An 18,862-nucleotide genomic window follows, 5' to 3' on the forward strand; every position below is an offset into this window, starting at 1 on the left:
AATTACTTCTATATTCTTCTTAACATTCCTGCTAATTCATCTAAAATTTTTCTAAATGTTTCATCAATTGTTTCTGGAGTTATTGTGTACCATTGTACATCCAGCTTATTTTTAAACCACGTATATTGCCGTTTAGCAAACCTTCTTGAGTTTCGCTTCAATGTTTCCGTAGCTTGTATCAATGATTGTTCCCCTTTAAAGTAAGGAATAAACTCTTTATAACCAATCCCCCTCATAGATTGACAATTTTCAAAGCCTTGTTTATAAAGCATTTCAACCTCATCTAACAAGCCTTGTTCAAGCATATTATCAACTCGAGCATTAATTCGTTCATATAAAAGCTTCCGGTCCATCTCCAAACCTATAAAAATGGGATTATATGGGGAATCCCTTTTTTGTTCCTTCTGATACTCTGACATAGTCATTCCGGTTGTTTGATAGATTTCCAACGCACGAATTACTCTTCGATGATTGTTTGGGTGGATTTTTGTAGCTTGATCAGGGTCTATTTTTTTTAATCTATTATATAAAGTCAACACTCCTAGGTTCTCAAGCTCTTCTTCAAGCCGTCTAGTGACTGCACCATTACGTTTTTGATCCGAAAAGTTATAATTATACAATGCCGCTTGAATGTACAGTCCACTTCCACCAGCTATTATCGGCAACTTTTGATGTGAAGCAATTTCGTTAATATATTGTTGGACAAGTACCTGATAATCAGCAACAGAGAATGAATCGCTCGGACTTTTAGTATCAATCATATAATGAGGAATGCCTTGTTTTTCTTCCTCGCTAATTTTTGCTGTTCCGATATCCAAGCCTTGGTATACTTGCATAGAGTCGCCGCTAATAATCTCTCCATTGAACGATTCTGCAACTTCTATACTAAGTCTTGTTTTCCCAACAGCAGTTGGTCCAACAATCGCAATCACTGGTTTTTTCATCATCATTCCCCTATATATCTTTATTCATACGCAAGATATGCCTGTAACATCCAGATATGTTTTTCTAATTTCCCTTGTAACGTTACAAGCAAATCAACTGTTGGCTCATCTTTGCGTTCGGAAGCTTCAGGAATACCTTCATTCTTTATTTCACTGATGATCTGTTTATAGTCGCTAATTAACTGTCTTACTATCTCATCTTCTTTATCATCAGCTGTTGCTTCCTCAAGTGTTGATTCTTTTATGTATTTAATCATTGTTGCCAATGGTTTGCCATCAATCATTAAAACTCTCTCAGCTATTTCATCCAAATCACTTTCTATTGTTTTATACATATCTTCAAAAACATCGTGCAACTGGTAAAAGTGTTTTCCTTGAATGAACCAGTGATAACGGTGGAGCTTTACGTACATGACAAAGTAATTGGACAATAATTGATTTAAAAAGTTTATTAGCTTCTGATTATCCATAGCGCACCTCGCTGTTTTACTTATAGTTTTCACGAGGTGTGCTTCATTTATTCAATCCTTACATAACGCGTTTGAACATTTTCTCCAATTCATAGGAAGAATAGTGCACAATGATTGGTCGGCCATGCGGACATGTAAATGGATCAGTTGAATTACGTAAATCTTCCAATAATCGAAACATGTCTTCCTGGCTTAAATAATGATTTGCTTTAATTGAACGTTTGCATGACATTAATATTGCTGCATCTTCTCTTATTTTCTCAACATTGATCCGTTCATCCTCCATAACCTGATCAATCATTTCCCGAATTATCTCTTCTTCAAAACCCTTAGGAAACCATGTTGGATATGAGCGAATAATATAAGTTTGATTTCCAAATGACTCGAAAAATAGTCCTACTTTCTCAAGTTCTCCTTTGTAATGATCAATAAAGATAGATTCTTGTTTAGAAAATTCAAATGTCAAAGGCATTAATAATTCCTGAGACTCGTTAATTGTTTTACCAAGCTTCTGTTTAAAAAACTCATACTTTATACGTTCTTGTGCCGCGTGCTGGTCGATCATATATAACCCTTTTTCATTTTGGGCTAGAATGTAAGTACCATGGAGTTGACCAATTGGATACATAGTAGGTACACGTTGCTGTTCTTCTTTGACTACTGCAGGTTTTACGTCAGAAAGGATATCTTTATTATTGTCGAACTCTTGTTGAAAACCTATATTATTAGTTGAGTTTGCTTGCTCTATAGTTGATACATGTTCGTTTACTTGAGGCGTTTGTTCCCATTGCTGTGCTTCCCTCTGTGGTTCATTAAATTGTAATGTGTTTTGAACTGATTTCTCTTGATTTTCTTGCTTTTGTTCCATTTCAGGAATTAAGGATGCTTGTCGGAATTTTGTTCTAATTGTCTCTTCAATGGCGGCAAATAATTCCTTATCTTTACTAAAACGAACCTCTAGTTTAGTTGGGTGTACGTTCACATCAACTAAAATTGGGTCCATTGTTATCGATAGGACGACTACTGGCAGACGGCCAATTGGTAAGAGTGTGTGATATCCTCTAATAATCGCTTGTGACAATGGGATACTCTTTATATACCGTCCATTAATAATAGTGGATATATAATTACGCGATGCTCTGGTGACTTCAGGTTTTGCAATAAATCCTTCGATTGAAAAATCAAGGGTATCACGCTGAATCGGCAACATCTTTTTAGCAACACTCATCCCATATACATTTCCAACTACCTGGAGCAGATCTCCAGACCCAGTTGTCTTGAAGAGAGACTTCCCGTTGTGGGTGGCTTCAAAACGAATTCCCGGGTGAGATAATGCTAGCCTGTTTAATAGATCTGTAATGTGCCCAAGCTCCGTATGAATAGTTTTCATGTATTTTAATCGAGCAGGAGTATTAAAAAATAAATCTTCTACTACGATTTCTGAGCCTTTACGTGCATCACTTTTCGCCCTGTTTATAATGGATCCGCCTTCCATCGAAATTAACGTAGCAGCATTTTCACCTCGTGATGTCTTTACTGTTAATTTACTTACTGCTGCTATACTTGCTAATGCTTCTCCGCGAAATCCCAGCGTTTTGACATGAAATAAGTCTGTTTCGCTTTTAATTTTACTTGTCGCATGACGCAGAAAGGCTTTCTCGCAGTCATCCTCAGACATACCATCGCCATTATCGGTTATTTTAATTTTTTGTAATCCAGCTTCCTCTACTTCGACTTTTATCGAAGTACTATTAGCATCAATACTATTTTCAATTAATTCTTTTACGACAGATGCAGGGCGTTCCACTACTTCTCCAGCAGCAATTTTATTTGCTAAAGCATCCGGCATTTGAATAATATTCATGAGAACAATCCCTTCTATCTTACTTTTTTACATGTTTTTGCAAACGGTACAGTTCGTTCATCGCTTCCATCGGTGTCATTTCAAATAAATTAAGATTATTTAAGTCCTCAATTATTGATTTGTCTTCTTTGCTGTACTGTTTCTTTCCTTTAGGTATTTTTTCCTCAATAAAAAAGGATAATTGATCATTAGCAGCTAGATTGGCTACCTCATGCAGTTCATCATTATTCTCCAATTGATTTAAAATGGAACCTGCTCGATCAATGAGTGGTTCAGGAAGATTTGCTAATTTCGCAACGTGTATACCATAGCTTTGATCAGCTGCTCCTTCTTTTATCTGGTGAAGAAAAACTACATTTCCTTCATACTCTTCTGCGCGAACATGAATGTTTTTCAATTTATCTAAGGTATTTTCAAGTGCAGTTAATTCATGATAATGTGTTGAAAATAATGTTTTGGCATGAATATTATTGTGGATATATTCAACAATCGATTGTGCTAGTGCCATTCCATCATATGTGCTTGTCCCTCGACCAATTTCATCAAGCAGAATTAAGCTGTTTTCTGTCGCATTAGTAATGGCATGATTTGCTTCCAGCATTTCAACCATAAAAGTACTCTGCCCTGCAACTAGATCATCTGCTGCACCAATCCGTGTAAAGATCTGATCGAATAGAATTAAATCTGCATCTTCACATGGAACAAAACAGCCAATTTGCCCCATAATAACTGTTAATGCCAGTTGACGCATATAGGTACTCTTACCTGACATATTAGGGCCGGTTATTAGAAGAACGTCAGTGTTTTGATCCAGTAATACATTATTTGGAACGAAAGAGTCATCCTTCATCACTTGTTCAATTACAGGGTGACGCCCATTCTTAATAGATAACGTCTCATCAACAAATCGCGGGCGCTTATAATTATTCGCTTCACTAACCGTTGCGAACGCCTGAAGTACGTCAATCTTACTGACTATATCAGCTAAATGCTGTATTTTAGGTATATGTTCTTTTATTTGTTCTCGAATTTTAAGGAATAAATTATATTCTAAATCAACGCTTTTTTCTTCTGCCTCTAAAATAAGTTCTTCTTTTTCCTTTAATTCCGGTGTAATGTAACGCTCAGCATTCGATAATGTCTGCTTGCGTTCATATTTTCCCTCAGGCAAGAGATGTAAATTGGCTTTGGTTACTTCAATATAATAACCAAACACACGGTTATAACCAATTTTAAGGGACTTGATATTTGTTTCTTTCTTTTCCTTCTGTTCCAGTTCAGCAATCCATTGTTTTCCATTACGTGAAGCTTCTCTATAAGTATCAAGCTTTTCATTATACCCATCTTTAATAATCGATCCTTCTTTGATCGATATTGGCGGATCTTCTATTAAACTGGTATCTAATATGGATAGGATCTCTTCTGGAAATACAAGTTTATTACTTAATTCAATTATATTTTTTTGGTTAAATTGCTTTAGTATTGTACTAACTTCCGGTAACTTTTCTAATGAATGTTTTAATTGGATAAGATCACGTGCATTTATATTGCCGAATGCAACTCGACCGGCAAGACGTTCAAGATCATAAACTGATTTTAATACATCACGTAGAGAATCGCGCTCCATAAATCCTTGATAAAAGCCATCAACAATATCATGACGTTTTTCAATTTCATATTTATTTAATAATGGGCGTTCTAGCCACTTTTTAAGCATTCTGGATCCCATTGCTGTTACTGTTTTATCAAGTACCCACAGGAGACTGCCATGCTTGCTTTTTTTCATAATTGTCTCAGTTAATTCCAGGTTTCGTTTAGAGTACATATCCAACGCTAAATGATGTTCCAATTCAATAATCTTAGCAGGCTGTAAATGATCAAGTGAACGCTTTTGTGTGTATTGGATGTAATTAAGCAGACGACTAAATGCCTTAACAAGTCGCTCATCAGTTAGGTTATCGCATAAACTGCGATATTCTGCATTAAAATTTATTTCATCCTGGTAGGACAATGTTACGTTTATTTTTTTGCTTAATTGGTCCTGTAATTCATCAGGCAAACTCGAAGGAATTACTATTTCTTTTATTGGCTGATTATACAACTCATGAATGACTGCTTCCCAACCACTTGAAATAAGTGCAATATTGTTTTCACCAATTGACAAATCATTATAAACTATTACATAAGAACCATCAGAGAAATGAGAAAGACTGGCAATATAGTTGTTATCACGTTCATTAAGCATATTGCTTTCCATTACGGTTCCAGGAGTAATAAGCTGAACAACTTCTCTTCTTACAACACCCTTAGCTACCTTTGGATCCTCAACTTGCTCACAAATAGCTACTTTATATCCTTTTTCAATTAAATTTTTAATGTAATTAGCAGCAGAATGATAGGGTACACCGCACATTGGAATAGGGTCATCTTGTCCTGCACCTCGTTTGGTAAGGGTTATTTCCAATTCCCTAGCAGCATTTATTGCATCATCAAAGAACATTTCATAAAAATCACCTAATCGAAAAAATAAAAATGCATCTTTGTGTTCTGCTTTTATTTTTAAGTATTGTTCCATCATTGGTGTGCTTTTAGCCATAAGTTAATCCTCCAAAAAATATACCGAATATAATGTACAATTATAGCATAATTTGTAGACATAAAGCGACTTCCCCATATCATAATAAAAGCTGTTCCCTAAAAGGTTGTTGATATGAACTGCTACACAAACCGATTCGTAGTATTTAATGTGGATCTCTAACCTCGCAGCTGAAATATACTCGCTTTCACTGCTCCGTATGCTTTCACAGTGTCTTGCCTAGCCGTGGGCTCAGCATGAGCCTCCGACGCATAGGACGTGCTAGTGCAGACGTTGCCACAGGACGTGGGGTACTTAGTCTGCCTCGCACGCAAAGAACGCTCACTGTGGGGTCTCTTAGACTCGCTGTCGAGGCCACTGAAAAACCACCGTCTTTTTAAACTAGTGAAAATCGATTCCTAAATTTCGTGCAATAATCATCTTGTAGTGGGGAGTAACATATTATTTCACCTGTTATTCACTAAATGAATTGGGAAATAAATTTTCCAAAATATGTTTTTCAGTGGGCTCCTTGCTGTCCCACAGGAGTCTCGCATATTTCAGCTGCTGGTTTAAATGGTTTAAATCTTGTTTTCACCCATCACAATATGCATTTTGTTGATTTGAACTACTTATTAAGATTCATTACTTTAAAAAAGCAACAATCTTTTAGAAAACAACCAGAGTGACAGTGCGTTCCTATAAAAAATCAGAAAACTGGGTATTCGTTAAAGGGGATACTTGTGAAAGCGTATTTTCCTTTACTATAGAGTGAAGTCTTAAGAGCGAATCCATTAGCTGCACTTATGCAGTAAAGTATGTTCTTAACTACCAAAAAAACTTACGAGAGTATTAACCCTCGTAAGTTTTCTAGTCCTTCGCCTTATCCTTCACAAAATCTGGACTTACATCACTTAACTCGTCATCTGTTATATCAAATCCCCAATCGTCATCATCAAAATTATCGTTGAAACCTTTAGGATTTACTCTTACCTTAACCTTTGTTTCTCCAATAATTTGGACAACAAATTCGCGCTCTATTTCTACAACTATTTTATGACCTTGGTTAGCAATTTGGCACTCCAAACAATTAGGCTGTTGAATCACTTTGGCAATAACATCATAATCGTCACTCAGACAATTATCATCCTTAACAGATAGTGGAATATAGTCACAATACGTTACACGTTCTGTTACCACCTCAGTTTTTGTATTGTCATTGTACGAATACCAAATATTAATATCGTAGCTACCATTTATTTCTACAGTATCTTCTGATTTTTTCTTGGCATTATACAGATGATTGATCACCCAGCAACCAAGAATGCTTGATGGTCTATGTGACGGCGAGATATTGTGAGTAGCCTGCGTGAACTTTCTACCCTTACCACAGACAGCTTTCGTAATGATTTCTCTAAATTCTTGATCAAGAAAAGTCATAATTTCGTTTACCTCCTCTTTTTTCATAGTCATTTTATGCAAGACAAATACCTATAGTGCATAGCTATTGTATAAAAGGACGTAAAGATTAGAATATCTTTTCTTAAAAATCATTCAAAGGCTATTGCCATAAGGAAAGCCAGGCAAGAAAAATTTCCTGCCTGGCATCAATTTAATGGCTGCATGCTGAGCCGTTATTTGTCTTTGAACCAGTTTCACCCGATAAAAGGTCACCGCCAGTAGACGATATAACATCATTTGTTACCTCACGGGCAATTGTTCCAGAAACCAATTGCAAAATATCATTAACTACAATTTGAGTTTCTTTAAATTCTTGTACCACTGGAATATCATCAATTTCAGCTTGCAAACGGTCAATTTCAGCTTCTACCTTTTTCAATGCTTCTGTTTTTTCATAAGCCTGGAAATTAACTGCCTGCTTCTGTAAAGTTTTAATTTTAGTTATTAATTGTTGTACTTTTTTATTATTATTAATTTTTGCCTCGACTTGTTTAAAGCGATCAATCTCTTCTGTGCTAGCTAGCATCTGTGCCAAACCTTTTGCTTCATCAAGCACTTGTTTGCGTGTATATTCAGCCATATTAATTCACCTCAACTGTATTTTCTACCATTATACCATTTAATGACCATGTTTTGGATTCGGTAATTTCGACTTCAACAATTTTGCCAATTGCTGATTTAGGACCTTGAAAGTTTACCAGTTTATTTCTTTCTGTATAGCCAGCAAGAATATCTGGATTTTTCTTACTCTCACCATCGACAAGAACTTTAACAATCTTATTATCATAGGTTTTCATTGATTCTGCTGACTGTTTGTTAACAAGATCATTTAAACGGTATAACCGCTGTTTTTTCACTTCTTCTGGTACGTCATCTGTCTTTCTGGCAGCTGGAGTACCATCACGAGGTGAATAAATAAATGTATATGCTGCTTCAAATCCAACTTCTTCTACTAATGTCATTGTTTCTTCGAATTGTTCTTCTGTTTCGTTTGGAAAGCCGACAATAATATCTGTAGTGAGGGTTGCATTAGGCATAGCTTCACGTATTTTGCGAACAAGCTCTAAATATTCTTCACGTGTATATTTACGATTCATTTTCTTTAGAACCTCACTGCTTCCGGACTGGACAGGAAGATGGATATGATCAAGCAAATTCCCACCCTGTGCTAATACTTCAATTAAGCGATCATCAAAATCTCTTGGGTGTGATGTTGTAAAGCGCACACGTGGAATATCAATTTTATGAATATCATTCATCAAATCACCTAAACCATATGACAATTCTTCTAAATCTTTTCCGTATGCATTAACATTTTGGCCAAGCAGAGTGACTTCTTTATAGCCCTGCGCTGCGAGATGCCTTACTTCCTGGATAATATCCTCCGGTTTACGGCTACGCTCTTTCCCGCGCGTCATAGGTACTATACAATAGGTACAAAACTTATCACATCCGTACATAATATTTACCCATGCTTTTATATTACCTTTTCGTACTTTTGGAAGGTTTTCAATAATGTCGCCCTCTTTAGACCAAACTTCTACAATCTTTTCTTTTCCAAACATAGCTTCTTTTACTAGATGTGGAATACGGTGAATATTATGTGTTCCAAAAATCAAATCAATTTGCGGATGTTTTTTCAAAATCCGATTTACAACAGATTCTTCCTGTGACATACAACCACATACACCAAGAATTAAATCCGGGTTCTCTAATTTAAGCGGTTTTAAGTGACCAATTTCACCAAACACTTTGTTTTCCGCATTTTCACGAATTGCACATGTGTTCAACAAAATAATATCTGCTTCTTTGGTATCAGAAGTTGACTCATAGCCCATCTCGGTTAGAATACCTGCCATGACCTCTGTATCATGCTCATTCATCTGACATCCATATGTACGAATCATGAATTTTTTGCCCTCACCAATTTTCTCCATACCTTCAGGGATTTCAAAGTCATAATGAACTTTCACATCATCACGACCACGTTTACGAGCTTTATTTAAATTTGGTGGCTCATATGTCGTTTCAAAATACTTTGAAATAATGTCATCGCTGGAAGTGTTCTTTAACCGATTCATATTATCCGATCCGGATTTTATGTCCGTTGGATTTTCAGTTTGCTTTATTTGTGACTGATCCTTTCGTTGCTGCTCATTCATTAACGAAACTCCTTTCTTATATATAAAACGCTATTAATGACATAGATGTACATTATTAAATTATAAAGGCTATAGGCAAATTAAACAATACATGAGCAGTTTAGCGCAATGAAAAACTACCTGGAAATAGAAAGTTTACTAAATTTGTCATAAAAATAGTGTTACGCAGCATTTGCGCAACACTTAATATTATATTTAGTAAGTTATCTAGGTTCCACAATTAGTTTAATCGCTGTCCGTTCTTCCTCATCAATCATAATATCAGTAAAAGCCGGAATACAAATTAAATCAACTCCACTTGGCGCTACAAATCCTCTGGCAATCGCTACTGCTTTGACGGACTGGTTTAATGCACCAGCGCCAATCGCCTGCATTTCCGCTGTTCCACGTTCCCGTAAGACATTCGCAAGTGCACCTGCTACTGAATTTGGATTTGATTTTGCTGAAACTTTCAATACTTCCATTACTAGTACCTCCTTCAATTACTATTGTAGTTCTATTGCTACTATATTCTTGGAGATGATAGCTTATTACCTTATTATGCATCAATAATTCTAAACATTCAAATAATCAACCAAAGAATGGATGGTCATCGTTTATTAAAATACGCTCAACCTTAGTTGCTTTTCCAGTTTTATCATCTATTGTAACTAAAAACCCGTTTAATTGAGTTCTTCCCTTCGTGTCAATTTCAAAACGTACTGGTAAACTTGTGAGAAACTTTTTCATAACTGCTTCCTTTTCCATACCTAAAATTGAATCATAAGGTCCAGTCATCCCAACATCCGTAATATATGCTGTTCCTTGTGGTAAAATTCGATCATCAGCAGTTTGAGTATGTGTATGTGTACCAACAACAGCACTGACTCGACCATCCAAGTACCAACCCATTGCCTGTTTTTCACTTGTAGCTTCTGCATGAAAATCTACAAAAATAATGCTTGTACGTTTTTTCGCTTCTTCAATTAGTTCATCCATTTTACGAAACGGATCATCAAGTGCAGGTAAAAAAGTGCGTCCCTGCATATTAATTACAGCAATTTCACTTCCATTTAAGTTCACAAATTTAAGCCCTTTTCCGGGTGTACCCTCCGGAAAGTTTGCCGGCCGAATCATATTCTTGGCGTCATCTATAAATTCAAATATTTCTCTTTTATCCCAAGTATGGTTCCCCATTGTAACAACCTGAGCACCCCACTCAAGAAATTGCTTATAAATTTTCTCAGTGATACCTTTTCCAGATGCTGCGTTTTCCCCGTTAATAATAGTTATATGTGGACGGTGTTTTTCTTTTAATTTTGGTAAATAATGCTGAACCATATCTCTTCCAGGAGATCCTGCTACATCACCAATAAACAATATTTTCATAATTTTTCTCATCCTAACAAGTAATAATATGTTTCACACTCAAATTATACTTTAAAGCAAAAATAAAAGCGACCAGCTGGCCGCTTTTATTAATCTAGTTCCTCTAATTGGTCACTATTTAGCATATTCAACTGCTCTTGTTTCTCGGATAACAGTTACTTTAATATGACCTGGGTAATCCAATTCGCCTTCAATTCGTTTACGAATATCCCTTGCGATTTTGACTGAATCAATGTCATCAATTTCATCAGGTTTAACCATAATTCTAATTTCTCTTCCCGCCTGAATAGCGAATGACTTTTCTACACCTGTAAACGACTCGGATATCTCTTCCAGTTTTTCAAGACGCTTAATGTAATTCTCCAATGTTTCACTTCTTGCTCCAGGGCGTGCAGCGGATAGTGCATCTGCTGCAGCAACCAAAACGGAAATAATGGAAGTAGCTTCCTCATCACCATGGTGAGAAGCAATAGAATTAATGACAACCTCATGTTCCTTGTATTTGATTCCTAGTTCTTTCCCAATTTCAACATGACTTCCCTCTACTTCATGATCAATGGCTTTACCAATGTCATGAAGTAAGCCAGCTCTTCTTGCAAGTGTTTCATCTTCACCTAACTCAGCAGCAAGCAGTCCGGAAAGGTACGCTACCTCTGTAGAATGCTTTAACACATTTTGACCATAGCTTGTACGATATTTTAGGCGACCAAGTATTTTAACTAAATCTGGATGTAATCCATGTACTCCAACTTCAAACGTTGTTTCCTCTCCAATTTCTCGTATATATTCATCTACTTCACGTCTGGCTTTATCCACCATTTCTTCTATTCTTGCAGGGTGTATTCTACCGTCTTGTACGAGTTTTTCTAGAGCCATACGAGCTGTCTCTCGACGTATTGGATCAAAACCTGACAAAATTACTGCTTCCGGTGTATCATCAATAATTAAGTCAATACCGGTAAGCGTTTCTAAAGTTCGAATATTACGACCTTCACGGCCGATAATTCGACCTTTCATTTCGTCATTAGGAAGATTTACAACAGATACAGTTGTTTCAGCTACATGGTCTGCCGCGCAACGCTGTAAGGCTAACGAAAGAATACTTTTCGCTTTCTTGTCTGCTTCCTCTTTCGCACGATTTTCAGCTTCTTTAATCATTAATGCTGATTCATGACTAACCTCTTGTTCAACTCGCTCTAAAATTATCTGTCTTGCCTGATCAGTTGTATACCCTGAAATGCGTTCAAGCTCCGTTTGCTGCTCTTGAATTACAGCTTCCACTTTGCTTTCCATTTCTTCAATTTGTTGTTGTTTTTCTGTTAGTGATTGTTCTTTCTTCTCTAACAAGAGCTCTCGCTTATCCAGCGTTTCACTTTTTCTGTCCAGATTTTCTTCTTTTTGCATCAGACGATTTTCTTGCTTTTGCACTTCTGTTCGACGTTCACGTAAGTCATCTTCTGTCTGCTGGCGAAGTTTATGATTTTCATCCTTCGCTTCAAGAAGTGCCTCTTTTTTAGAGGCATCTGCATTTCGGTGTGCTTCATCTACTATTTGTTTAGCTAAATTTTCCGCACTGGAAATCTTAGCTTCTGCAATAGATTTACGAATCAGATAACCAACAACAATACCGACGATTACGGCAAGCAAAATGGAGATGATTAAGGGACTGTCCATGGGGTTCACCTCCTATTGCTATAAGTTGTACAACAATTCATTATTGTCGGCATGTACAATGTTCAATAATAAATAAATAAAATTGTATAATAAAAAATATAAAATTATACAATTTAATTGTAATTGTCCGTATAGCCAATGTCAAGGAATCGTAACAATTAGCAATCCGTTCAAATTATTAAATCCCTTGCCAGTAATTACCAGCAAAGGATTCTTCAGTTAAATATTCTTATACATCTAAACTTTCCTGTCCCTTTTCTTCTGTTTCTTCTGGCTGTTCATCTAAATTATAATGTTGACGAATCATTCCATGTAATTCTGTCATGACATTCTCATTAGCCTTCAGATATTCTTTTGCATTTTCCCGGCCTTGTCCAAGCCGATCTCCATTATAGGAATACCATGCACCACTTTTTTGAACTATATCAAGGTCAGATCCAACATCTATTATTTCGCCCTCTTTGGAAATACCTTCCCCATACATAATGTCGACCTCTGCCTTCTTGAAAGGTGGCGCCACTTTATTCTTAACCACTTTAATTCGTGTTTTATTACCAACCATATCATTTCCCTGTTTCAATGTCTCGGCACGGCGAACTTCCAATCTAACAGATGCATAGAATTTCAGTGCGCGACCGCCAGGAGTTGTTTCCGGATTACCAAACATAACCCCAACTTTTTCTCTGATTTGGTTAATGAATATAGCAGTTGTCTTTGATTTATTAATTGCACCTGATAGTTTTCTTAGTGCTTGTGACATAAGGCGTGCCTGCAAGCCCACATGTGCGTCACCCATTTCGCCTTCAATTTCCGCTTTGGGAACTAAGGCAGCAACCGAGTCAACAACAACTATATCTACAGCGCCACTGCGCACAAGTGCCTCAGCAATTTCCAGAGCTTGTTCACCGGTATCTGGCTGTGATAATAATAATTCATCTATATTTACCCCTAATGCTCGCGCATATGTAGGATCAAGTGCATGCTCCGCATCTATAAATGCCGCATGTCCACCTTTTCGTTGTGCTTCAGCAATTGCATGAAGAGCGACAGTTGTTTTACCAGAAGATTCTGGTCCATATATTTCTACCACTCGTCCTCTTGGATACCCTCCAATACCTAAAGCTACGTCTAATGCCAACGAACCGCTTGGAATTGTTGCAATCTTTTGTTCAGCCTGTTCACCTAATTTCATCACAGAACCTTTACCAAATTGTTTTTCGATTTGTTTTAACGCCAAATCTAAAGCTTGTTTTTTATCTCCCAACGAGCTTACCTCCTTTAATTAACTATCTACATCATACCTTGTTTTTCATCATTTGCCAAGAAAAGAACGAATAAATGTTCTCATTTTTCGATGTTGTTTAAACGGGAAAAATGGGGTTTACTAGATTATAGACTCTGAAAATACAATTTCACAGTAAATTCATGATGCCAAAATACTATTTTAACAAATTATATAAAAGTTCAAATCCCTTTAAAGTGGCTTTTTTTCGTATGGTTTGCCGGCTGCCTTGAAAAGTAAATTTCCTTGCAATACTCACCTTAGAACTGTCATAAACAGCGATGAAAACAGTTCCAGGAGGATGACCTTCCACACTATCCGGTCCAGCTGCTCCCGTAAAGCTAATACCTATATCTGAATCTAAAAGCGTACAAATATTTCTGGACATTTCTGCAGCACATTCATCGCTGACTGTTCCATACTGCCTAATAGTTTCAGGCGAAATATGCAATACATTTTCTTTAACGTTTGTATCATAACAAACTAGTCCGCCACGGCTTACTTTAGAAGCACCTTCAACAGCTATAAGCTTTTCAGTAAACATACCTCCTGTTAAGCTTTCAGCAGCACCTATGTACTTATTTTGAGCTTTTAATAAGGCAAACACGTTCTCCTCTATTGTTTGCTCATCGGCTCCATACATGTGGTCTCCTACTTTGGCTTGAATTTGCTGCTTTGTCTTGCTGATTAAATTAGTAGCCTCTTCTTGCGTGTTCGCCTTAGCAGTTAGCCTAATAGCTATACCTTCACTTTGTGCCAAAGGAGCAATCGTGGGATTACTTTGATTTTGAATAATATCACTAAGTTCATCCTCGAGCTGTGACTCACCAATGCCAATAAACCGTAGCATTGTGGATTTAATAACTGAACTTTCCCCTGTTAGTTGCTGAAGATACGGCATTACCTTATCCGACATCATCTGTTTCATTTCTCTTGGTACACCAGGCAAAAAAATCCACGTTGTATCGTTCTCGGATACAATCATTCCTGGTGCCATCCCCACGTTATTTTCAATTACGTCAGCACCAGTAAAAACGCGCGCTTGTTTTCGGTTGTTCGGGGTCATTTTAGATTTTTGTTTCCTATAAAACGCCTCTATTTTTTCCATTGATGGTCGGTGTTCAATTATATCCCTTTTAACGATTTTCTGAAAAGCTTCTCTTGTTAAGTCATCCTCTGTCGGACCTAATCCACCAGTAACAATTATAACATCTGCCCGGTTTTTTGAATGCTGAAACTGTTCCTTCACTCTTTGCAGATTATCTCCCACTACTGAATGATGAAACACATTCATTCCTATCGCTGCCAGTTTCTCCGACATCCATTGTGCATTTGTGTTCGCAATTTGCCCTAGTAATAACTCCGTGCCAACTGCGATAATTTCCGTTCGAAACTGTTTCGTCATTTTGAATCCCTCATAACATGCCAATTTTTAACAAAATAATCATAACCTGATAAGATTGTAAAGAACAAGGCTACATACAGCATTATAGTAGCAAAAGGTAATCCCATATACGAAAATGGAAAATTATGAAGCAGTAATGCCGCAATCGCAACCATTTGAGTCACTGTTTTTAATTTCCCCATGCTACCAGCTGCTAAGACTACTCCCTCACCTGCAGCTACCAAACGAAGGCCAGTAATTGCAAATTCTCTACTAATAATTATAATCGTTACCCATGCAGGCGCCAATCCTAGTTCCACAAGTAAAATGAGTGCAGTAGCTACAAGCAGTTTATCTGCTAGTGGATCCAAGAATTTCCCTAAATTTGTGACTAAATTATACTTCCTGGCGTAATAGCCATCCACCCAGTCAGTTGTTGAAGCAACGATAAATAAAATTGCGGCAGCTAGGTGCGATATAGGAAGAGAGGACTCGCCAATGTCCCATACACCCCAGTTGAATGGAACACTTAATAAAATAATGAAAATTGGAATTAAAAATATACGTGAGAGCGTAATTTTATTTGGTATATTCACAACTATTTCCTCCTACGGTATAAACCCCTTCCATATAAGGAAGGGGTTAAAATGGAATGACTATCACTAATTTGACTGCGCGCTCGCTTTGTTAATATTTATCCAAAGTTTTTGAAGTACATAATCATTCTCATCAACTGGATAATTAACCTCTACACCATCTATAGTAATATCCAAATTAGGTGCGGATCCAACTTTAAACCAGACGCGCTCTGCTCCAGACAAATCTAGTTCAAGTGGAGAATCATCAGCAGTAAACATCCCTGAAAACAAAGATTCTCCATCACCGTTCTCCACTTCAAGCCAGGATTCACCTGATGTCTCTATTTTAGCCATTACCTGTTCACTTGCATTTTCCATAGTAAGCGTTGACTCAGGGCTAGATCCAGTACCTTTTTCACTTACTGTTAATTCTGGTTGAGGCTGATCTGCTTCTTCAGCTTGTGAGTCATTATTTTCTTCATCTGTTTCATCAGAACCTGCATCGGAGTTATCATCTTCTGCTTGTTCTTCATCTTGTTTGTTTTCATCAGGGTTATAAGTAACCTCATTATCATTTTGTGTATCTACCGGTTCTGAACTGTCATTAGACAATGTTTGCTGGTAGAAATACCATGCTGCAAAAACGATACCTATCACTAAAAGAACAACAATAATAGTTGGAATAAACGAGAAAATGGCTGTGTTTTTTGTTGGATTATTGTCCTTGCGTGATCGATGAATTTGGGTATATTGGGTAGAACTCTCTGCTTCAGTCTGTGGTATCTCATCCTTATATTCTTCCAGTAGCTCGGTTGAATCCAAACCAACTGCATTTGCATATTCCTTAATAAATGCCCTAGCATAAAATTTTCCTGGCAATATATGGAAATTACCTTGTTCGATTGCTTCTAAATATCTTTTTTGAATTTTGGTTGTTTCCTGTAAACTTTCCAATGATATCTTTTTTTCTTCTCTAGCTTCTTTTAGTCTTAATCCTATCTCCATAAATAACACCATCCATTTTTAGTTGCACTTATGCAGTAATAAAGCATTTATACTTTCTTAACTGCTAGAAATCAAACATCGAAAAGCCGTTATCCTGACTGAATTGATCCTTCTCAACTGTTTCGTATGTAATTGCTTCGTCTTCATTGCTGCGTAATTCAATAATATAATCAAAGTCATCTAATTTATATTCAGTAGTTTGTACAAACATATCAGGATGCTCCACAACTTTAATGGCAGGAAGCTGCATTATCTCACGAATTAGCTGCCAATGCTTTTCATTGGCACGCCTAGTCGAGACAATACCATCAATAATGTACAAATTATCACTATTATACTCATCTTGTATTAATTGACTTCGGATGGTTTGCTTTAATAAAGTACTTGATACAAATAACCAACGCTTATTTGCACAAACGCTTGCAGCTACAATTGATTCCGTTTTGCCTACACGCGGCATGCCACGAATACCAATTAATTTATGACCTTCCTTTTTATATAACTCCGCCATAAAGTCAACTAATACACCTAAATCAGCACGGACGAAGCGAAAAGTCTTTCGATCATCAGCATCGCTATGTATATATCGCCCATGTCTTACAGCTAGTTTATCACGAAGTTTGGGTTTACGTAATTTTTTTACTTCTATCATATCCATCGTTTGTAAAATTGATTTCAATCGAGTGATTTGTTCGTCTTCTCTTGAAAGTAATAACATACCCCTTCTTGAATTCTCTACGCCATTTATAGATATAATATTAATAGAGAGCATTCCTAACAAGGAAGAAATATCACCCAGTAATCCAGGGCGATTATATTGAATCTCATATTCAAGATACCATTCTGTCTTTTCCATAATAAGCCCCTTTATATTCATGCTGTATTAATGGTAACGAAACAAACATATTATTGCAATCTATCTATATAACTATAATAAAGGATTTTAGGTCCCGTGAAAAGAAGATTATGCATATCTATATAGAAAAAATAAAGAAGCTGCATTTATTCATTAACAGCTTCCCTATTTATATAGATAATTTTAATTTGTATTTCCCTGATTCTGTACGAGTTTAACCATTGTATTAGCTAACGCATGTCTTTCATCTGTATCCGCTGCGTTCCAAAGCTCTCTTAGCACAGCTTCTTCATTATTCTTGGCCTCTGTACCTTTAGCTAAGTAATCACCAACTTCGTATGCCATATTCGATACGGCCTGCTGACTCATACCCTGCGACTCTGCTTGCTCCAGTTTATTGGCTAAAAAACCTTTCCATGATTCAAAATTATCCAGAACGGACATACAAATCTGCCTCCTTCAATTTTTTACATGTTTAGTATTTGATTTTTTAGCAAGTTTATACATAACTATTTAGGATTACCAGCCACCGGTAACATTAATAATTTCTCCTTGAATATAACTAGATTTATCGTTTATCAAAAAAAGGATTGCATTGGCAACATCATCTGCTGTTCCAGCGCGGTTAATTGGTATATCACTTGTTATTGTCTCCTTTTCAACCGGCAGCAAATGGTTATTCATTTTCGTGTCGATAAATCCAGGACTAACAGCATTCACAGAAATTCCTGAGGGTGCAACCTCTTTGGCTAGAGCTTTCACAAAGCTATTTTGGGCACCTTTCAAAGATGAATACATTACCTCATTACTTGCACCAATTTCACCCCAAATAGAAGTAATAAATATTATCTTTCCTTGCTTATTTTGAATCATCGCAGGGAGTAAATGCTTGGTAATCAACCAAGGTGTTTTCACGTGTAAAGCAAGCATTTCATCCATTACTTTCTCATCTGAATCCTGAAATAATCCATAGTGAGCCTTGCCGCTCGCAAAAATAATTGCATCAACCGGGAAAACAAGCTCTAATAATAATTGCTTAACTTCAGATTGCACGCTTAGATCTGCCTGAACTTCGGTTAAAATCGATTCATTATTAAGATTTAATCTGTATCTGTCAATTGCTTGCTTATTTTTATGGTAATGCAGTATAAGTTTATAGCCCTCGCTTGCAAGAGATTCTGCAATAGCTCCGCCTATATCACCACTAGCTCCAATCAATAATACGTTTTTCCCCATATA

At 36.7% G+C, this 18,862-nt stretch carries 17 protein-coding genes; all 17 read right to left on the reverse strand.

Annotated elements, in window-relative coordinates; all coding sequences use genetic code 11:
• Positions 1-8 precede the first annotated feature (8 nt).
• The 17 genes from miaA to ymfI all read right to left on the reverse strand — a co-directional run bounded on the left by miaA (position 9) and on the right by ymfI (position 18,859).
• Positions 9-944 (reverse strand): tRNA (adenosine(37)-N6)-dimethylallyltransferase MiaA, encoded by a 936-nt coding sequence (gene miaA / locus BMY13_RS12155; RefSeq protein ID WP_092504931.1) that lies wholly within the window; start codon positions 942-944, stop codon positions 9-11.
• A 20-nt stretch (positions 945-964) separates the two neighbouring features.
• Positions 965-1,414 carry a Dps family protein gene (locus BMY13_RS12160; protein ID WP_092504933.1) on the reverse strand — a complete coding sequence of 150 codons (450 nt, stop codon included), beginning with the start codon at positions 1,412-1,414 and terminating at the stop codon, positions 965-967.
• Positions 1,415-1,472: 58 nt separating this feature from the next.
• A complete protein-coding gene (gene mutL, locus BMY13_RS12165; RefSeq protein ID WP_092504935.1) occupies positions 1,473-3,278 on the reverse strand; it encodes a DNA mismatch repair endonuclease MutL in 1,806 nt (601 codons plus the stop codon).
• A 19-nt stretch (positions 3,279-3,297) separates the two neighbouring features.
• Positions 3,298-5,874 (reverse strand): DNA mismatch repair protein MutS, encoded by a 2,577-nt coding sequence (mutS, locus tag BMY13_RS12170; RefSeq protein ID WP_092504937.1) that lies wholly within the window; start codon positions 5,872-5,874, stop codon positions 3,298-3,300.
• Between the two features lie 849 nt (positions 5,875-6,723).
• Complete coding sequence (gene cotE / locus BMY13_RS12175) at positions 6,724-7,293, reverse strand: outer spore coat protein CotE (RefSeq protein ID WP_092492873.1); 570 nt, start codon at positions 7,291-7,293, stop codon at positions 6,724-6,726.
• A gap of 172 nt (positions 7,294-7,465) precedes the next feature.
• Positions 7,466-7,894 carry a YlbF/YmcA family competence regulator gene (locus BMY13_RS12180; RefSeq protein ID WP_092492874.1) on the reverse strand — a complete coding sequence of 143 codons (429 nt, stop codon included), beginning with the start codon at positions 7,892-7,894 and terminating at the stop codon, positions 7,466-7,468.
• 1 nt (position 7,895) lies between these two features.
• Positions 7,896-9,476, reverse strand: a complete 1,581-nt coding sequence (miaB, locus tag BMY13_RS12185; protein ID WP_092492875.1) for a tRNA (N6-isopentenyl adenosine(37)-C2)-methylthiotransferase MiaB — start codon at positions 9,474-9,476, stop codon at positions 7,896-7,898.
• Positions 9,477-9,679: 203 nt separating this feature from the next.
• A complete protein-coding gene (locus BMY13_RS12190; protein ID WP_092492876.1) occupies positions 9,680-9,940 on the reverse strand; it encodes a stage V sporulation protein S in 261 nt (86 codons plus the stop codon).
• A 106-nt stretch (positions 9,941-10,046) separates the two neighbouring features.
• On the reverse strand, positions 10,047-10,844 hold the full coding sequence (locus tag BMY13_RS12195; protein WP_092504939.1) for a TIGR00282 family metallophosphoesterase: 798 nt from the start codon (positions 10,842-10,844) through the stop codon (positions 10,047-10,049).
• A 114-nt stretch (positions 10,845-10,958) separates the two neighbouring features.
• A complete protein-coding gene (rny, locus tag BMY13_RS12200; protein ID WP_092492878.1) occupies positions 10,959-12,518 on the reverse strand; it encodes a ribonuclease Y in 1,560 nt (519 codons plus the stop codon).
• A 229-nt stretch (positions 12,519-12,747) separates the two neighbouring features.
• Entirely contained in the window at positions 12,748-13,782 is a 1,035-nt protein-coding gene (recA, locus tag BMY13_RS12205) for a recombinase RecA (protein ID WP_092504941.1), read from the reverse strand.
• Positions 13,783-13,957: 175 nt separating this feature from the next.
• On the reverse strand, positions 13,958-15,205 hold the full coding sequence (locus BMY13_RS12210; RefSeq protein ID WP_092504943.1) for a competence/damage-inducible protein A: 1,248 nt from the start codon (positions 15,203-15,205) through the stop codon (positions 13,958-13,960).
• On the reverse strand, positions 15,202-15,780 hold the full coding sequence (gene pgsA / locus BMY13_RS12215; protein ID WP_092504946.1) for a CDP-diacylglycerol--glycerol-3-phosphate 3-phosphatidyltransferase: 579 nt from the start codon (positions 15,778-15,780) through the stop codon (positions 15,202-15,204). Before pgsA ends, BMY13_RS12210 begins: the two co-directional genes overlap by 4 nt.
• 66 nt (positions 15,781-15,846) lie before the next feature.
• Entirely contained in the window at positions 15,847-16,767 is a 921-nt protein-coding gene (locus BMY13_RS12220) for a helix-turn-helix domain-containing protein (RefSeq protein WP_092504948.1), read from the reverse strand.
• 64 nt (positions 16,768-16,831) lie between these two features.
• Positions 16,832-17,623, reverse strand: a complete 792-nt coding sequence (locus BMY13_RS12225; protein WP_092492883.1) for a YmfK family protein — start codon at positions 17,621-17,623, stop codon at positions 16,832-16,834.
• 183 nt (positions 17,624-17,806) lie between these two features.
• Positions 17,807-18,067, reverse strand: a complete 261-nt coding sequence (locus BMY13_RS12230; RefSeq protein WP_092492884.1) for a DUF3243 domain-containing protein — start codon at positions 18,065-18,067, stop codon at positions 17,807-17,809.
• A gap of 75 nt (positions 18,068-18,142) precedes the next feature.
• Positions 18,143-18,859 (reverse strand): elongation factor P 5-aminopentanone reductase, encoded by a 717-nt coding sequence (gene ymfI, locus BMY13_RS12235; protein WP_092504950.1) that lies wholly within the window; start codon positions 18,857-18,859, stop codon positions 18,143-18,145.
• Positions 18,860-18,862 lie beyond the last annotated feature (3 nt).

It is taken from the genome of Virgibacillus subterraneus, from assembly GCF_900110695.1.
Lineage (GTDB): Bacteria > Bacillota > Bacilli > Bacillales > Amphibacillaceae > Lentibacillus > Lentibacillus subterraneus.

What these genes read in the sequence shown, in the direction of transcription:
- BMY13_RS12160 (WP_092504933.1), bottom strand. Translation starts at nt 1,414, where the DNA reads ATGGATAATCAGAAGCTAATAAACTTTTTAAATCAATTATTGTCCAAT.
- BMY13_RS12180 (WP_092492874.1), bottom strand. Translation starts at nt 7,894, where the DNA reads ATGGCTGAATATACACGCAAACAAGTGCTTGATGAAGCAAAAGGTTTG.
- BMY13_RS12210 (WP_092504943.1), bottom strand. Translation starts at nt 15,205, where the DNA reads ATGACGAAACAGTTTCGAACGGAAATTATCGCAGTTGGCACGGAGTTA.
- BMY13_RS12225 (WP_092492883.1), bottom strand. Translation starts at nt 17,623, where the DNA reads ATGGAAAAGACAGAATGGTATCTTGAATATGAGATTCAATATAATCGC.
- miaA (WP_092504931.1), bottom strand. Translation starts at nt 944, where the DNA reads ATGAAAAAACCAGTGATTGCGATTGTTGGACCAACTGCTGTTGGGAAA.
- BMY13_RS12190 (WP_092492876.1), bottom strand. Translation starts at nt 9,940, where the DNA reads ATGGAAGTATTGAAAGTTTCAGCAAAATCAAATCCAAATTCAGTAGCA.
- mutL (WP_092504935.1), bottom strand. Translation starts at nt 3,278, where the DNA reads ATGAATATTATTCAAATGCCGGATGCTTTAGCAAATAAAATTGCTGCT.
- mutS (WP_092504937.1), bottom strand. Translation starts at nt 5,874, where the DNA reads ATGGCTAAAAGCACACCAATGATGGAACAATACTTAAAAATAAAAGCA.
- rny (WP_092492878.1), bottom strand. Translation starts at nt 12,518, where the DNA reads ATGGACAGTCCCTTAATCATCTCCATTTTGCTTGCCGTAATCGTCGGT.
- BMY13_RS12220 (WP_092504948.1), bottom strand. Translation starts at nt 16,767, where the DNA reads ATGGAGATAGGATTAAGACTAAAAGAAGCTAGAGAAGAAAAAAAGATA.
- cotE (WP_092492873.1), bottom strand. Translation starts at nt 7,293, where the DNA reads ATGACTTTTCTTGATCAAGAATTTAGAGAAATCATTACGAAAGCTGTC.
- ymfI (WP_092504950.1), bottom strand. Translation starts at nt 18,859, where the DNA reads ATGGGGAAAAACGTATTATTGATTGGAGCTAGTGGTGATATAGGCGGA.
- BMY13_RS12195 (WP_092504939.1), bottom strand. Translation starts at nt 10,844, where the DNA reads ATGAAAATATTGTTTATTGGTGATGTAGCAGGATCTCCTGGAAGAGAT.
- BMY13_RS12230 (WP_092492884.1), bottom strand. Translation starts at nt 18,067, where the DNA reads ATGTCCGTTCTGGATAATTTTGAATCATGGAAAGGTTTTTTAGCCAAT.
- miaB (WP_092492875.1), bottom strand. Translation starts at nt 9,476, where the DNA reads ATGAATGAGCAGCAACGAAAGGATCAGTCACAAATAAAGCAAACTGAA.